The sequence below is a fragment of the Paenibacillus harenae genome (assembly GCF_030812415.1).
GTDB classification, from domain to species: domain Bacteria; phylum Bacillota; class Bacilli; order Paenibacillales; family Paenibacillaceae; genus Pristimantibacillus; species Pristimantibacillus harenae_A.
Genome location: NZ_JAUSST010000004.1, coordinates 230,681 through 245,548, shown reverse-complemented (window position 1 = coordinate 245,548; position 14,868 = coordinate 230,681). Strand labels below are relative to the sequence as shown.

The window sequence follows — 14,868 nt, the reverse complement described above, 5'->3', positions numbered from 1 at the left end:
TCATCTCCTGTTCTTATGGCAATCGGCAGCGCATCGCGAGCGCAAGCCGCCGCAGCTCCCGCTCGCGGGCAAGCTCCAGCCGCTGCGCCTCCTCCAGCGATACATGGCGGAAGCGGATCGTATCGCCGGGTTTCGCCTGCGCGAGCAGCGGCAGATCGACGCCGGCGACATGCGCGATCTTGGGGTAGCCGCCGGTCGTCTGGCAATCGGCGGCAAGCACGATCGGCCCGCCGCCGGGGGGCACCTGGACGGCGCCGGCCGTTACCCCATGCGAGAGCAGCTCCGCATGGGTCGTTCTTGTTAGCGGGCTGCCGTCCAGGCGGCAGCCCATGCGGTCCGAATCGGGAGCGACGCGATAGCGCTCCCGGTAAAAGGCTGTTCGGGCAGCTTGGCTGAACTGCCCGAATTCGCTTCCCGGCATCGCGCGGAGCCAAATGCCGTGCTCGTCGCTGCCGCCGCCATAGGCAAGCGGCTGCGCGAACCACGGCGCGGCCGCCCAGCTGCCGGGGCGGGCGGCGAGCGCCGCCATCCATGCGGCTGCCCATCGCGAAGCGGCAGCCGCACCGGCCGCGCCGCACGGCACGACGTCGCCGGCGGCAAGCAGCCGCCCGCCGAGGCCGCCGAGCGCGGCGCGCGTGTACGTGCTGCGGCTGCCCATCACCGCGGGCACGCCAATGCCTCCGGCAACCGCGATATAGGCGCGGCAGCCGCTAAGCGCAGAGCCGAAGCGCAGCACAGCGCCGCTTCGCACCCATACGGGCCGCCACATCGGCAGCTCCTCGCCGTCGATTGTCGGCGCCATATAGGCGCCGCATACGGCGATAAGCATATCGTCCTGCGCCGCCAGCTCAGGCCCAACGAGCGTCAGCTCAAGCGCCGCCGCCGCTTCCTCATTGCCTACGAGCAAATTCGCAACCCGCAGCGCATAGCTGTCCATCGCTCCGCCTGCCGGCAAGCCAATGGATCGATATCCTGCTCTGCCCATATCTTGTATCGTCGTATGCAAGCCGGGCTTCCTTACACGGAAACCCGCCTCATCATCGGACGCTCCCGCCGCAGTCGCACGCAATTGCCTGCCGCCACTCTCTCCGTCGTTCGGAACAGCAACTACTTGCTCATCCCCTATCGGCGGTTTCTCTACCGGCACGAACCGAACCGCATCGCCTGACCGCAGCAAAGACGGCTCGCCGCGCTCCGCATCGAACAGCTTGATCGGCGTTCGTCCGATCAACTGCCAGCCTCCCGGCGACGCTAGCGGGTAAACGCCCGTCTGCCCGCCGGCTATGCCGACCGCCCCCGCCTCGACTCTTAAGCGAGGCACCGCTTTGCGCGGCTGCGCAATCGACTCCGGCAGTCCGATCAAATACGGGAACCCCGGCATAAAGCCAATCATTGCGACCTGATAATCAGCCTCGGCATGCCTCCTGCATAGCTCGACCTCCGTCAGACCCGCATAGGCGGCCGCCTCCGCCAAATCCGGCCCGTCTTCGCCGCCGTAGCAGACCGGGATCTCGACGACCCTTACACTTTCTGTACGACCGCTCCGCTCCCGGTTAATAACGTCTAGCAGCCTCTGCTCGGCAAGCTCATACGGCACATTCCCCGTCAGCGGCATACTCCATCCGGAAGCATCCGTTTCGCTTTCTTCTCGCCACAGTAAAACGGGATCGTACACAATCGTTACGTTCGTATAAGCAGGGACAATATCTATCATCCATCGCTCCCGGTTCGCTTCAACATGATTGGCGAGCTGCGCCATCGCCGACCAATCAGCAGCGCCTCCCGACTCGGAACACTCTATAACAATTGCTCTGTCTCCAAGCGGGTAGAAGCGAAACCTCTCAGCGCCTCCCCTGGGTAACGGACTTGCATCGTCATTTTCGAACATTTTCTCCATCTCCCGCCAGCCGTACTAATTCCGTCACTTCGATTTTGACATACCTTTTCGCCGCATAGCAACTCTTTTGCCCAACAATAATAACAAGTGCCCGGCTTTCCGCTTTTGGTTTTACGATTCCAAGTATGGTACACTCAGATGGAGTATTTTTCCTTATATTGTGACTTTAGCCGAGCAAATGCTTACGAAGTGTGTTTGCTACACAAACACTGAAGGAGGTCGTCTGCCAATGGCAAGCCAAACAGGAGCCATCGTACAGCAATCTTTGAATGTTTTAATGGGAGATCAGTCGTTTCTGCCGGATTTACAGGAGCAGGCGCGCGAAAAAGCTTTCAAATCGCTAGCCGCTATCCTATCTACTCCGAACAAGGTTCATAAAGCGTTTCTAAGAATAACCGTAGAGGACGGCAGCGTCGTCCGCATTCCGGCTTACCGCATCCAGCATAACGACTCGCTTGGCCCTTATAAGGGCGGCATCCGCTTTCATGAGTCGGTGAACGAGGATGAAGTAACGAATCTCGCGGCTTTGATGACGCTTAAGAACGCGCTTCACGAAGTTCCGTTCGGAGGCGGCAAAGGCGGCGTAGTCATTAATCCGCGTCAATATTCGGCCAAAGAACTTTATCTTATTTGCAAAAAATACGTCCAATACTTCAGCGATGTGCTCGGGCCAGACAAAGACATTCCCGCTCCCGATATGGGCACGGGCGAGCGCGAGATGGACTGGATGATGGCCGAGTACAAAAGCATTCATCCCGGCCAGCCTTACCTCGGGAGCTTCACGGGCAAAAGCATCGTAAGCGGCGGCTCGCTTGGTCGCAGGGAAGCGACGGGCAAAGGCGTCTACTTCACTTTCCGTTACATGCTGCACGATTTCTTGAAGGAGCAGAGCGATTGGCTCGCCGGAAGCAACAATCCGTTCGTACGCACGGCGCTTGCCCATACGAACCGGCCGCTTTCGATTGCGGTACAGGGCTTCGGCAATGTCGGCTCGGTTGCCGCGCTTGAAGCTTACAAATGCACGCATTTGCACAACAAGGTCGTTGCCGTCAGCGACCGGAACGTAACGTTATACAATCCGGAAGGCTTGCCCATTCCGGTATTGATCGAATATGCGGTTCATCATCAAGGCGATCTGCCTTCCTCGCCGGAGAGCTTGAAGGAGCTCGGCATCAGCGCCGACATTCTCGAGCGCGAGGCCGTTCTCTACTTGGACGTGGACGTCCTTATGCTCGCCGCTCTGGAAGAGCAGATTCGCGCCGACAACGTCTCCAAGGTGAAAGCCAGCATTATCGTGGAAGGCGCCAACGCTCCCGTTACAGGCGAGGCGGACGATGTGTTGAACGCGAAAGGCACGATTGTCATCCCCGACATTCTCGCCAATGCGGGCGGCGTAATCGTATCTTATTTCGAATGGCTGCAGGGCCGCGAGACGCAGTTCTACACCGAGGAGGAAGTATACAAGCTGCTTTATGCCAAAATGCAAAAAACATTAACCGGCATATTGCCCGCCTACTTCGGCGAGCCTGCTCCGCTCCGCCAAAGCTGTTACAACCATGCCGTAACGAAGCTGTCTTCCTCCCTCTACCGTCAAGGCAAGCTCTACTAAGAGGCCGAGGCAACCATCAACAAGGGCTATTCCAGGGCAGCAAACCGCTGCCGAAGAATAGCCCTCTTTTTCACCCTATTACTGCTGTACGTAGCGATTAATGACCTCTACAAGCAGATCGTTCAGCAGCTTCACTTCATATTCGCCGATCGCTGGCTCGAGGTGATCCCCGCCTATGCCGCTATCGTCCGTCAGGAACAAGTAGGTTCCTCCGGTAGAGACGCCCATGAATCGCAGCAAATATTCCGTATCGACATCCACACCGCTCGATGCAACGGGAATGATCCGAATCCCTTGCTTCGCTGCGTCCTGGATGAGCTTCTGCACCTCATCGATGATCTGCGGATCGCTATGCGGAGGAGCGTCCAGCACGAGGAACAACAGCCTCGCCCTCGCCTCCTTGCTCCATTCATGCTCATGAATCGCATCCCGAAGCGCCTGATCGACCGCTTCCGGGAAGTCGCCTCCTCCGCGTGCATTCTCCTTCGTAATCCATCCGGTTACCGTATCGACATTCGTAACGAACGGATGAGGCTTCACAACGTAATCATCGTGTTTATCCCGGTAAAAGTTAGCGCTTAAACGAATGTCCAGCTGGTTCGCGTGCTCCTCGGACACTCTTTGAATAACGTCCTTCAGCTCGGCTCCCAAGTAATTAAGCTCATCCTCCATCGAACCCGTCGTATCGACGACGAACATGACATCGACTTGATCGGACAACGACGAGCCGCTTTCGCTGCCAAGGTCGACCTTGACGACGCCTTGCTTCGTTATATCGATATTTTCTAACCGTTTGGTCTGTTGCCCGGCTCTCGCCTCGATGACATAATCGCTCTGGCGTTGATTCTCTTGCCTATCGAACAATCCGGCGAAAACAAAGGCTCTGCCTTCTGTGTTCGTCCGCGCCTCCCATACCGATTGGCCGCCTTGCGTTACGATTACCTCGGCATCGGCTACTGCCTTGCCGCCCGCGGTCACGATGACCTCGACACGATTAAACGCTGCAAAAGACCACGCCCGCAAGCTGCTGTCGCCCTCCTGGCTGTTCAATAGATTGCCGAATCGCTCCCATGCAGCCAGATCATCCCATTCCCCTGCGGTCAGTTGGCCTGCCTGCACCTCTTTGTCTTGCGAGCCATAACCGCGTTTGCCTTTGTTCTCTTTACGGTCGGGCCTCGACTCCTCCGATTTCGAATCACCGGAGCTTGGCTCCGACGAATCGCCGACTCCTCCGTTCACGGACTCCCCTGCATCATTCGTACTTTCGCTATTGCTTTGATTTCCGCTGCCCGCCGTATCGGAATTATTCGCTGAACAGCCGTTCAGCAGCCAGACCAATATGGCGGCGCCAACAAACATCGCAACCGTTTTCCAAATAGACCTTCTGAACGAATGAGACATTTCCATTCCTTCAACCCCTTTTTATCTATTTGATAATCAAACGGCGCGAGGCTTACAAATGTTGCATATTTGAGCCGATCGTTTTACAATCGGTAACAGACATGAGGAGAGTCCGCGATCGACTGCATAAGCTTCATATTCTAGGAGGACGGCCATTATGGAAACATTCGAGCTCATTGCAATCGAAATTGCATACCAACAGCAAACCAGACATTTATCTTTCACTTCGGCAGGTCTCGTTCTCGTCAGCGATTACGGAGATCGGCTGTGGTATATCGACGTCGTCGGCATCGGCGAGACCGGTCTTCTTGCCTGGTTCGGGCAATCGGAGGATATCGGCGTTGAAGTAACGGCTGTCGCAGTCAACGGAACGACATTCCGCGGCAAAGGCTATCTGCACCCGAACGAGCGGCATCAAGCGGCTGCTATCCGTGGAGACGGCGAGTTATTCTCGCATTAACTTACGGCATTCGTAAGTAGGAGTATGTTCGCTTCTAACTATGTTTGGACGGATTCTTCAACTTATTTTCGACGTATCAACCTATTAGCCCGGTAAAAGTTGAATGTTGCATCCTATTTCCTTGACTATGCGTCTAAAATGGCTCCCTTCGTAAATACTCCGGCAAATAGGATGCATTTTCCATCCTAAGATCCCACTTTTCGCCGTGTTGTTTTCAATAAGATGGATTTCCCATCCTATCTATCGGTGCATAGCATCTAACCAAAAAAACCGTTCAACCAGCGCAAGCACTGGTCGAACGGTTTTTCTCTTGCAACGGATTATTTGCCGTGAGCGATTTCCGGTGTCGTCAGGCGATCATAGAAATCAACGCCATTGTCCTTGTCGGCCGAATCGCGAAGCGCCATCGCCGAGCGCGGGTGCTCGTCAAGGATGCCCGTGATCATGTAAGGGATAATATAGCCCCACTCTTCCTTCTCGCGAAGAGGAATCATGTATTTCTCGATCATGTCGAGAACAGGTCGGATATTGTATTTCGTATTTTGCAGCTCAGCTACAAGCAGCTCCGTGTTGCAGTTGCCTGCAGCGCGGCCCATGCCGTATACGGAGGAGTCAAGCAGCTCAACGCCCTTCTCGGCAGCAAGCAGCGTGTTCGCATAAGCGAGCTGCAAGTTGTTGTGCGCATGAACGCCCAGACGTTTGTTCGGCAGGTGCTGCTGGAACTTCTGTACGAGATACGTCATGTCGTTAGGCTTCAGGCTTCCGTATGAGTCCACGATGTATACAACGTCGACAACGCTTTCGTCGATCAGCTTGAAAGCTTCAACAAGCTGGTTCTCCATAACGTTGGAGAGCGCCATAATGTTAAGCGTCGTTTCGTATCCGCGGTCGTGGAACACTTTCACAAGCTCAAGCGCTTTGTCTACGTCTTGGATATAGCAAGCGACGCGAATCAGGTCAAGCAAGCTCTCGCTGCGCGGCAGGATATCGTTCTCGTCTACGCGGCCGATATCGACAAGCGCGGACAACTTCGTATTTCCTTTGTTCGGAATTACTTTTTTAAGAAAATCGTCGTTCAGAAAACGCCATGGTCCTGCGCTCTCAGCGCCTTTAAGCAGCTTAGGCGAGTTTTTGTAGCCGATCTCCATATAATCCACGCCAGCTTCGTTCAAGCTTTGGTACAAATATTGAACGAATTCCACGCTGAAATCCCAGTTATTCACGAGTCCGCCGTCGCGGATCGTGCAGTCGACAATTTTGCAATGGCTTGTTTTCGAATGCATGCGTTGTTGCTCCTTTGATTGTGAACATGAGTTCTTTTTTTCTTATCATCATACTTGAAATGAACACCGAACGCAAAATAATTTTGTCGATTTATAGTTGATTTATGAGCCTTTCCGCCTCTGACTTCAGACCCTCATGAAATTGCATAACAGCCGGCGTTTTCGTCTTCTCCCCGGTACTCTTCCTATATACGCGGTCATCCTCGGAGGCAAGCACGTCCATGAAACGTTTCGTTAGCTGCCCAGTAACCGATTCCTCCGCTTCTGCAATCGTACGCCCATAGCTTTCCTTTACTTCCTCCAACAACTTAAAGCTCCTCATCGTGGATCGGCGTGTTAGCCAGCCCGTTCACCGCTTCGCAATGTTACATAAAAAAAGAAAAATGACGGAGCAAGGATTAACCTTACTCCGCCATCTATCGCTGCAGCCTGCTATGTTGGATTTCTGCAGGATAGAACGCCTCTCAGAAGCTGAATTATGAGCTATATTGGATTTTTGCATTAACTCCGTAAACATCCTTTAACCGGCAAAAGTTACTGCAATGATCCAACATAGGCGTTACCGCAGTATTTTTCAAAGGGATGCCACTACCTCGCCACCGTCTCCGACCCCGACTCTTGGCCGAAGTGACCCGAGCGGTTCACCTTCGTCTGCAAATACTTCTCGTTATAGACGGAGGGGTTGCCCCATAGAGGCACTCTGCGGGCAATGTTCATGCCGGCTTTGCGCAGCGCCTCGACCTTGCGCGGGTTGTTCGTAATAATCGCTACGCTCGCCGAGCGTAGCAGCTTCAGAACGGCGATCGCCTCGCCGTAATCGCGCGAATCGTCGGCGAAGCCGAGCTCCGTATTGGCATCAACCGTATCGAGGCCATCCTCCTGCAGCAAATACGCGATCGCTTTGCTGAACAGGCCGATACCGCGTCCCTCATGATTGGCCAAATAAAATAACGCGCCTGTGCCATGCTCCGTAATCATGCGCATAGATTGCTTCAGTTGATAGCCGCAATCGCAGCGCTCGCTGCCGAATATATCGCCTGTGTGGCAGATGCTGTGCATGCGAATGACCGCATCGCTTTCATGCTCGAAGTCGCCGTACACAAGCACGCTGGATTGCTGCATTTCCGCATAAGAGAATCGGTTTAAATCCTCTACAAGCTGGGCGGCCGATTTCGCTTCGCCCGCTTCCTTGCGAAGCCACGAGTACCACTGAAACATCTTCGTCTCCCCGTCGAGATTGACGGGCAGGTTGATCGGGCCGACAACGTAGATATCGTTAGCGCCGTTCTCGATACGTCTTATTTTGTCCTTGATGCGGTCTGCAATATGGGATTGAATCATTAGGCCGTTCACCTTCTCTACGTGAATATAGGATTGGAATGAATTAGAATTGCAACGATAAGTAGCTCAAAGTGCCAAATTCGTAACTGCGAAACACGATTGTAGGCGTAGAAGCAGGATCGCCGCCTCCAAGCGCAATATATAACGGCACAAGATGCTCTGCGCGGGGAACGGCCATTCGTGCATGAGGCGCAAGACTATCGTATTGGAACAGCGCCTCTGTATCATGCTCGTTCATTTTCTCGATGAGCCAATCGTCGAATTCGACCGCCCAGCTCTCGGGTTCCTTCCGTCCCCAATTAACCGCTCTTAGATTATGAACCGTAACGCCGCTTCCGATCAACAAAATATTTTGTGAACCCAAGCTGCGGAGCGCTTCGCCGATTCGGTATTGCTCCTCGGCCGGCCGATACGGATTGACCGACACCTGTACGACAGGTATATCGGCTTTCGGGAACATATGCTTTAGCATCGTCCATGAGCCATGGTCAAGTCCGCGTGTTTCATCGTATGCGACCGGGATGCCTTTATCGCTAAGCAACTTGCCTACTAATGCCGCAACCTTGGTAGAGCCTTTGGCAGGGTACTTCACTTGATAAAGCTCGTCGGGAAAACCATAGAAGTCATAAATCGTCTCGTATTTATCGTCTTTCGACGAGATCGTCACCGCCTCGGTTTCCCAATGCGCGGTAAAAATAACGATGGCATCCGGCTTCAAGCTTGCCCCTGTATGTTGAAGAAAACGGCTATATTCATTTTGCTCGACGGCCAGCATAGGTGAGCCATGGGCCAAAAACAATGGTTTCATATTGAACGCCCCTTCGTTTCGATTCACTTACTATTCGTAACTAATTATAGTTTCACAACTAAAGATAGTCAAGTAATTAACAGTCAAGAAGTGCGCTTGTATAAAAACTATATTGGGGGTATACTGTGAAGAAGACAAAAGAGGTGATACGAATGGAACAACAGACTCTTTGTCCCCGTTTCGAGAAGGGGATGGATATGTTCAGCAGGCGTTGGACCGGCCTGATCATTTATCAACTGTTAGAGGGGACGCAACGTTTCTGCACGATACAGGGTGCCTTGCCGATCAGCGGCAGGTTGCTGTCAGAACGGCTGAAGGAGCTGGAGGCAGAAGGCGTCGTCGTTCGTCACGTCTATCCGGACATCCCTGTTCGCATAGAATACTCATTAACCGATAAAGGCAGAGCTTTAGAGCCCGTCATTCGTGAGATACAGAAATGGTCGGCGGACTGGATTGAACCGAACCTGCAGGCAGATCAACAATAGGAATAATACATGTACTCATGCGCGAATGCCGCATGTTCCAGCATAACCCAACTTAACATTTACCATGTAAATGACTGAGGTTAATGCGTCGTAATTGTCTGAATATTAAGGTAAAACAGTTTACAAATACAACGATTAGCTTTATAATATACGGCATACTAACGCTGAATTTTTCGTGCGAAAAAACGGGGGAACCAACGCGAGCCACTACCTGGATCGATCGATCCGCTCGCAAGGGGTGAATCCAAGGACTTGTAACCTTGGTAGGGAATCTCTCTGACCCGAATCCGACAGCTAACCTCGTAAGCGGAATAAGGAGAGGTTATTTATGTTGTCGCAATCAGACAGCCACTTGTCGTTTTTGTCCGATCTTGATTCTCCGGACCGTCTTTCCATTACTCGCATCGAACTGTTTGTTATTCCTGCCCTCGCCGTCGATTCTTCCGGTTTTCGCGTATGTCTTCGATTAGTAAGCAACAAAGGCGTTGGCTGGGGCGAATTTTTCGCACCCGAGTCCGACAGCCAGATCGATCTGAAACAATGGAGCGAGCCGCTTCGAGGGTTTATCGGAGCGTTTACCGATCCCGACTCGCTGTACGATTCGCTTCTGCCCGGCCATGTGGATGGACGGCTGAACGAACTGTTCAGCACTGCGATCGACGATCTACTCGCCCATATCGACAACCCTACGTTCATCGAAGGCAATGCCGAAGAGACGGTGCTCAAGAACCGTTCCGTCGCCTATGTATCCATCATCTAGAGCTGTAGAATGAAGCAAGCCCGCTCCTGCTGCGCGAAGGAGCGGGCTTGTTTAGTTAGGCGGGCTCAGGAGCCCGTCGAGCGATAATGTCGGACGCCGATATGCCATATCGCTAGACAAGGCAGCAGGAACAATATACCCGCTAACGGCAGCAGCATATAGAACCATTCGTTGCCGTCCTGCTTGCCGAGTATATAGAGAAGCGGCAAATAGTTAACGCACCCGAACGGAATGACGTACGTAAAGAAAATTTTGACCCATCTCTCGTATATATTAAGCGGGTATTGCGCCATCTCCCGCCCTCCGTCCGTCAATATGTTCGCAATCTCCAGCCCTTGAATCGTCCAGAAGCACAGGGTCGCCATCAAAATATAGATGCCGGCGAAGATGAAGACGCCGCCAACGATCATCAAGATCAGCGTCGTTACCTTCGCCGTATTCCATTCCACCGGCAGACTGTACAGCGCCCAGCCTAACACAATCGCGCTTTGCAGCATTCGCCCGACTCTCGTAAACTCGAATTGCGATCCAAGCACCTGCAGCACCGTGCTACGGGGACGAACAAGTAGGCGATCGAATTCCCCTCTTCTGACGAGACCCGAGAACGCATCGAAACCGCGCGCGAAGCATTCGCTAAGCGAGAACGCCATATGAATGATGCCGAAGCACAGAGCCGCCTCGAAGAAGGTCCACCCTTGCAATTGTCCAAACCGCTCGAACATAAAGTACAATCCGGCGAACACCGTGAACGGAACCAAAAACTGTCCGAAGCTGAGCAGCCAGAAGGAAGCGCGGTATTGCAGCTGGGACTTGAACAGGATCGATACATATTTGAAATATAGTCGCATCGCTATCATCCTCCCTGTATGACGACTTGGCGCAGCGCTCTTCGCAAGCTGGCATAACCAAACCCAATAAGTAAGCATAACCAACAGATCTGAATGATCATGCCCCATAACGCCTCCGTCTGCGGAATATGACCCGAGTACACGCGGAACGGAAAATCGACCGTCCAGCGAAACGGCAATGCATACGTAAACTTCTGCAGCCAATCCGGCATAAGCGGCACGGGAACGATCATTCCTGCAAAAAATTCGCCGGCGACCGAAATCATAAGCGTGGATCCGGTCGGTGACAACGTCCAGAATACCGATATATAGATCAACATCGATACCGCTACAATGACGAGCAAGCCAAGCAGAAGAGAAGCAACGAACAGAAAAAGCGTTGGCAAGTCCGGAGGCCATGCCATTCGATAAGGCTCAGGCAAGAAGAAGACGACAATTAGTATGGGTATGCTGCGAAGTACGGCGCTTGTTACGCGCTGAGCGAGCAGCTTGGCGAACCAAAGCGGGTATACGCCGATCGGCCGGCATAACTCATAAGCGATGTTGCCGCTCGTTATTAGATCGAAGATTTCATTGTCGCGAAACCATAACATGATGAAGGAAAGAAAGATTTGCTGCAGCCAGACGTAGGTTATGACCTCCTTCAACGACATAGGCGGCTGCCCGCTGCTGTGGCTATAGAAGGCCATGTAGATCATAATGAAGACGAATCCGAAAAACAATTGCGTCAATGCGCCTGCAATCGCGGCTGCGCGATACTGCATCCCATTGATGAATCTCAGCTTCCACACCGAGACATAGGCTCTCATATTTGATGCTCCTTATAGAGCTGAACGATCATCTCATCCAAGGACTCTTTCTCCTGCACGCCGAATCGGCCGCGGAGCTGCTCCAGGCTCCCGTCGTATAACAAAGTGCCTTTGCCGATCATAAGAATTCGGTCCGCCAGCGCTTCGATATCGGCCATATCATGCGTTGTCAGAATGACCGTTACGCCCTGTTCCTTATTAATCGTCTTAATAAACTGCCGCACGGCTAGCTTGCTTACCGCGTCCAGCCCGATCGTCGGTTCGTCAAGGAACAATAGGCTCGGGCTATGCAGCAGCGAAGCCGCAATCTCGCAGCGCATTCTTTGGCCTAGGCTAAGCTGACGCACGGGTGTACGTATGAATTCCGCGAGATCCAGCGTCTCGCTCAGCATGCGGAGATTGTCCTCGTACATTTGCCGGGGTATCTTATAAATATCTTTCAACAGTTCGTAGGAATCGATGACCGGCACGTCCCACCACAGCTGAGATCGCTGGCCGAACACGACGCCGATATTTTTCACATAGGTAACGCGATCCGTCCAAGGCGTATAACCCATAATCTGGCAGCTTCCTTCGTCCGGCACGAGTATGCCGCTCATGACTTTGATGGTCGTCGACTTGCCCGCTCCGTTCGGACCGATGTAACCGACAATCTCGCCTTTGCCAATCGAGAAGGAAATATCCTTCAGCGCCTCGACAACGTTGTAGTCTCTGACGAGCAACGCTTTCGCCGCCTGCACCAAACCAGCCGAACGCTTCGCTACTTTGAACGACTTCCCGATCCCTTCCAATTGTATAATAGTGTCCTGCATTGCAAACAACCTCCTGCTATTTGTATGTATAACCTACTTCCAAACAAGTCCGATGACACTTCGCAAACGCCGCTCAAAAAATATATCCAAATTAGCAAAAAAAGTATAGACTTATAATTTCGTCCCAGCTATACTATTATTATAGAGATCGAGGACGGACCCCCTAGCTTAAGATTTGTCAAAAATAGGTTTACGGCGTATATAAAGGCCGAGCGAGTAGCTATTAACTCCCGCTCGGCCTTTTCTTATTCAACGTAAAGTCATCAGTAGCGATGCGATCGGAATGGCTGCTTTGAAGGGAGACAAAGACATGGACTACCGCATTGAAGAGAAAGAAGCTTTTACGGTTATTGGCAAATCGATCGAGGTTACATGCCGGGATGGGCAAAACTTGCGCGATATCCCGAAATTCTGGGCAGAATGCCATGGCAACGGAAGCGTCCAGCAAGTTGAGGAGGCCGGGAACGGCGGTAATTTGCTCGGAATCTGTCTCGATATGAAGCCGGAGCAAGGTGATTTCACATATATGATCGCAGCGGAAACAAAGCAAGACCCTACGGATGGATTGACGCTGCGGACGATTCCGGCATGCACTTGGGCGATATTCGCTTCTGTCGGTTCTCTCCCTGATGCCATACAAACCGTATTCGGCCGCATTTATCAGGAATGGTTTCCCGCTACGGGCTACGAGCATGCCGATGGACCGGAAATCGAGGTTTATCCGATGGGTGACACGACGGCCGACGATTATCGCTGCGAGGTATGGATACCGATCGTGAAGAAGCAATGATAGAAATAGGGCTGCCCTAGGTTTGAAATGGGACAGCCCTGTTTTTTTATGATTTCGAGGTTTCGATTAAAATCCGCTTCGTGGCGACGTCCCATGTAACGCTGAACATTAGCTGGGATGCCAAGTTACTAGCTTAAAGTTATTGTTCCAGTCGATTCGCCGTTCAAGTAAGGGAAGGGCGATAATATTGTGTTTTTTTCGCTAAACCTTGGATATCCTGTCGACCGTTTCTCGTCGCCCGCTGGTTTGTATTATAATGATGTATATGACCTTTTGGATTGGAGGCTGACTATTAACGATGAAAACCGATATCATTAATCGCTTCATCGCCTATGCGAAGGTGGATACGCAATCGAATGAAAGCTTTACAAGCTGCCCCTCTACGCCGGGACAGCTGACGCTGGCGCGCATGCTCGTGGAAGAACTGAAGGCGATCGGCATGCAGGAGGTTACGCTTGACGAGAATGGTTATGTAATGGCCACCCTTCCGGCCAATACGGATAAACCGATACCGACGATTGGCTTCCTAGCCCATGTCGATACGGCGACCGAGCTGTCGGGCGCAGACGTCAAGCCGCAAATCGTTGAATCGTATGACGGTGGAGACATAGCGCTGAACGAGAAGCTTCAAGTTATTTTGTCGCCGCGCGACTTCCCGGAGCTGGCTGGTTATAAGGGCCACACGCTCATTACAACCGACGGCACAACGCTGCTTGGAGCGGATGATAAAGCCGGTATTGCCGAGATTATGACCGCGATGAATTACCTCATGCAGCATCCCGAGGTGAAACACGGAAGAATAAGGGTCGCATTCACGCCTGACGAGGAAATCGGAAGAGGTCCGCATAAGTTCGATGTGGCGGCGTTCGATGCTTCGTATGCTTATACGCTGGATGGCGGGCCGTTGGGAGAGCTGCAGTATGAGAGCTTCAATGCCGCAGCAGCCGTAATAACGATCAAGGGAAAGAACGTTCACCCCGGCACGGCCAAAGGCAAGATGGTTAATGCGGTGAAAATCTCCGTGGAGCTTCAAAGCAAGCTGCCTGCAGATGAAGCACCCGAACATACCGAGGGTTACGAAGGTTTCTTCCACCTGTCTTCGATACAAGGCGATGTCGAGCAAGCGCAGCTTCGCTATTTGATTCGCGACCACGATCGCGAGAGGTTCAATGGGCGCAAAGCCGAGCTAACCGGCATCGTCGAGGATCTAAAGGCGAAGTACGGAGAAGATCGAATCGTACTGGAGCTTCGGGATCAATACTACAATATGGGCGAGAAAATCGAGCCCGTCAGAGAGATTGTCGACATCGCGAAGCAAGCAATGGAACGCCTCGGCATTAAACCGATCATTCAGCCGATCCGCGGCGGTACGGACGGCTCCCAGCTTTCCTACATGGGTCTACCGACGCCGAACATCTTCACCGGCGGCGAGAATTACCATGGCCGATACGAGTACGTGTCGGTAGACAATATGCTCCATGCCGTGAATACGATCGTCGAGATCGTCAAGCTGTACGAAGAACTAGCCTAATAAAGAAGAGCAAGACGCTAAGCTGCGGCTTGCT

Annotated in this window: 15 protein-coding genes and 1 riboswitch; of the genes, 6 read left to right on the top strand and 9 right to left on the bottom strand. The window is 52.8% G+C overall.

Features of this window, described 5'->3' with window-relative positions:
* Positions 1 to 13: 13 nt before the first annotated feature.
* Complete coding sequence (pxpB, locus tag J2T14_RS16065) at positions 14 to 1,888, bottom strand: 5-oxoprolinase subunit PxpB (RefSeq protein WP_307472336.1); 1,875 nt, start codon at positions 1,886 to 1,888, stop codon at positions 14 to 16.
* 238 nt (positions 1,889 to 2,126) lie between these two features.
* Here pxpB and J2T14_RS16060 point away from each other — a divergent pair, with 238 nt between their 5' ends.
* Positions 2,127 to 3,506 (top strand): Glu/Leu/Phe/Val family dehydrogenase, encoded by a 1,380-nt coding sequence (locus J2T14_RS16060; RefSeq protein WP_307472333.1) that lies wholly within the window; start codon positions 2,127 to 2,129, stop codon positions 3,504 to 3,506.
* A 78-nt stretch (positions 3,507 to 3,584) separates the two neighbouring features.
* Here the strand turns inward: J2T14_RS16060 and J2T14_RS16055 are convergent, their stop codons facing one another.
* Complete coding sequence (locus tag J2T14_RS16055; RefSeq protein ID WP_307472330.1) at positions 3,585 to 4,913, bottom strand: VWA domain-containing protein; 1,329 nt, start codon at positions 4,911 to 4,913, stop codon at positions 3,585 to 3,587.
* Between the two features lie 151 nt (positions 4,914 to 5,064).
* Here J2T14_RS16055 and J2T14_RS16050 point away from each other — a divergent pair, with 151 nt between their 5' ends.
* On the top strand, positions 5,065 to 5,367 hold the full coding sequence (locus tag J2T14_RS16050) for a hypothetical protein (RefSeq protein WP_307200602.1): 303 nt from the start codon (positions 5,065 to 5,067) through the stop codon (positions 5,365 to 5,367).
* 320 nt (positions 5,368 to 5,687) lie between these two features.
* Here the strand turns inward: J2T14_RS16050 and J2T14_RS16045 are convergent, their stop codons facing one another.
* From J2T14_RS16045 to J2T14_RS16030, 4 genes are all read right to left on the bottom strand, one after another.
* A complete protein-coding gene (locus tag J2T14_RS16045; protein ID WP_307472327.1) occupies positions 5,688 to 6,650 on the bottom strand; it encodes an aldolase catalytic domain-containing protein in 963 nt (320 codons plus the stop codon).
* A 91-nt stretch (positions 6,651 to 6,741) separates the two neighbouring features.
* The gene (locus J2T14_RS16040) at positions 6,742 to 6,957 is read right to left on the bottom strand and encodes a hypothetical protein (protein ID WP_307472325.1); all 216 of its coding nucleotides are present in this window, start codon (positions 6,955 to 6,957) and stop codon (positions 6,742 to 6,744) included.
* A 281-nt stretch (positions 6,958 to 7,238) separates the two neighbouring features.
* Complete coding sequence (locus tag J2T14_RS16035) at positions 7,239 to 7,991, bottom strand: GTP cyclohydrolase II (protein ID WP_307472323.1); 753 nt, start codon at positions 7,989 to 7,991, stop codon at positions 7,239 to 7,241.
* A gap of 43 nt (positions 7,992 to 8,034) precedes the next feature.
* Positions 8,035 to 8,799, bottom strand: coding sequence for a DODA-type extradiol aromatic ring-opening family dioxygenase (locus tag J2T14_RS16030; RefSeq protein ID WP_307472321.1), 765 nt, complete (start codon positions 8,797 to 8,799; stop codon positions 8,035 to 8,037).
* Positions 8,800 to 8,951: 152 nt separating this feature from the next.
* On the opposite strand from J2T14_RS16030, the gene J2T14_RS16025 reads away from it, so the two are divergent.
* Positions 8,952 to 9,284: a winged helix-turn-helix transcriptional regulator gene (locus tag J2T14_RS16025; RefSeq protein WP_307200612.1), complete on the top strand. Its 333-nt coding sequence runs from the start codon at positions 8,952 to 8,954 to the stop codon at positions 9,282 to 9,284.
* Positions 9,285 to 9,436: 152 nt separating this feature from the next.
* Positions 9,437 to 9,608, top strand: a riboswitch (cyclic di-AMP (ydaO/yuaA leader).
* A 4-nt stretch (positions 9,609 to 9,612) separates the two neighbouring features.
* Positions 9,613 to 10,044, top strand: a complete 432-nt coding sequence (locus J2T14_RS16020; protein ID WP_307200615.1) for a hypothetical protein — start codon at positions 9,613 to 9,615, stop codon at positions 10,042 to 10,044.
* A gap of 65 nt (positions 10,045 to 10,109) precedes the next feature.
* Here J2T14_RS16020 and J2T14_RS16015 read toward each other — a convergent pair whose 3' ends face one another.
* The 3 genes from J2T14_RS16015 to J2T14_RS16005 are packed head-to-tail and all read right to left on the bottom strand — an operon-like array spanning position 10,110 to position 12,513.
* Positions 10,110 to 10,892, bottom strand: a complete 783-nt coding sequence (locus tag J2T14_RS16015) for an ABC transporter permease (protein ID WP_307472320.1) — start codon at positions 10,890 to 10,892, stop codon at positions 10,110 to 10,112.
* Between the two features lie 5 nt (positions 10,893 to 10,897).
* Entirely contained in the window at positions 10,898 to 11,701 is an 804-nt protein-coding gene (locus J2T14_RS16010; RefSeq protein WP_307472317.1) for an ABC transporter permease, read from the bottom strand.
* On the bottom strand, positions 11,698 to 12,513 hold the full coding sequence (locus J2T14_RS16005; RefSeq protein ID WP_307472314.1) for an ABC transporter ATP-binding protein: 816 nt from the start codon (positions 12,511 to 12,513) through the stop codon (positions 11,698 to 11,700). The genes J2T14_RS16010 and J2T14_RS16005 overlap by 4 nt, the downstream gene beginning before the upstream one ends.
* Before the next feature lie 310 nt (positions 12,514 to 12,823).
* On the opposite strand from J2T14_RS16005, the gene J2T14_RS16000 reads away from it, so the two are divergent.
* Both J2T14_RS16000 and pepT read left to right on the top strand, forming a co-directional pair.
* Entirely contained in the window at positions 12,824 to 13,303 is a 480-nt protein-coding gene (locus J2T14_RS16000; protein ID WP_307472313.1) for a GyrI-like domain-containing protein, read from the top strand.
* A gap of 298 nt (positions 13,304 to 13,601) precedes the next feature.
* Positions 13,602 to 14,834, top strand: coding sequence for a peptidase T (gene pepT, locus J2T14_RS15995; RefSeq protein WP_307472311.1), 1,233 nt, complete (start codon positions 13,602 to 13,604; stop codon positions 14,832 to 14,834).
* Positions 14,835 to 14,868 lie beyond the last annotated feature (34 nt).

Coding starts and splice junctions, on each gene's coding strand:
- pxpB (WP_307472336.1), bottom strand. CDS start 1,888: ATGTTCGAAAATGACGATGCAAGTCCGTTACCCAGGGGAGGCGCTGAG.
- J2T14_RS16060 (WP_307472333.1), top strand. CDS start 2,127: ATGGCAAGCCAAACAGGAGCCATCGTACAGCAATCTTTGAATGTTTTA.
- J2T14_RS16055 (WP_307472330.1), bottom strand. CDS start 4,913: ATGGAAATGTCTCATTCGTTCAGAAGGTCTATTTGGAAAACGGTTGCG.
- J2T14_RS16050 (WP_307200602.1), top strand. CDS start 5,065: ATGGAAACATTCGAGCTCATTGCAATCGAAATTGCATACCAACAGCAA.
- J2T14_RS16045 (WP_307472327.1), bottom strand. CDS start 6,650: ATGCATTCGAAAACAAGCCATTGCAAAATTGTCGACTGCACGATCCGC.
- J2T14_RS16035 (WP_307472323.1), bottom strand. CDS start 7,991: ATGATTCAATCCCATATTGCAGACCGCATCAAGGACAAAATAAGACGT.
- J2T14_RS16030 (WP_307472321.1), bottom strand. CDS start 8,799: ATGAAACCATTGTTTTTGGCCCATGGCTCACCTATGCTGGCCGTCGAG.
- J2T14_RS16025 (WP_307200612.1), top strand. CDS start 8,952: ATGGAACAACAGACTCTTTGTCCCCGTTTCGAGAAGGGGATGGATATG.
- J2T14_RS16020 (WP_307200615.1), top strand. CDS start 9,613: ATGTTGTCGCAATCAGACAGCCACTTGTCGTTTTTGTCCGATCTTGAT.
- J2T14_RS16015 (WP_307472320.1), bottom strand. CDS start 10,892: ATGCGACTATATTTCAAATATGTATCGATCCTGTTCAAGTCCCAGCTG.
- J2T14_RS16010 (WP_307472317.1), bottom strand. CDS start 11,701: ATGAGAGCCTATGTCTCGGTGTGGAAGCTGAGATTCATCAATGGGATG.
- J2T14_RS16005 (WP_307472314.1), bottom strand. CDS start 12,513: ATGCAGGACACTATTATACAATTGGAAGGGATCGGGAAGTCGTTCAAA.
- J2T14_RS16000 (WP_307472313.1), top strand. CDS start 12,824: ATGGACTACCGCATTGAAGAGAAAGAAGCTTTTACGGTTATTGGCAAA.
- pepT (WP_307472311.1), top strand. CDS start 13,602: ATGAAAACCGATATCATTAATCGCTTCATCGCCTATGCGAAGGTGGAT.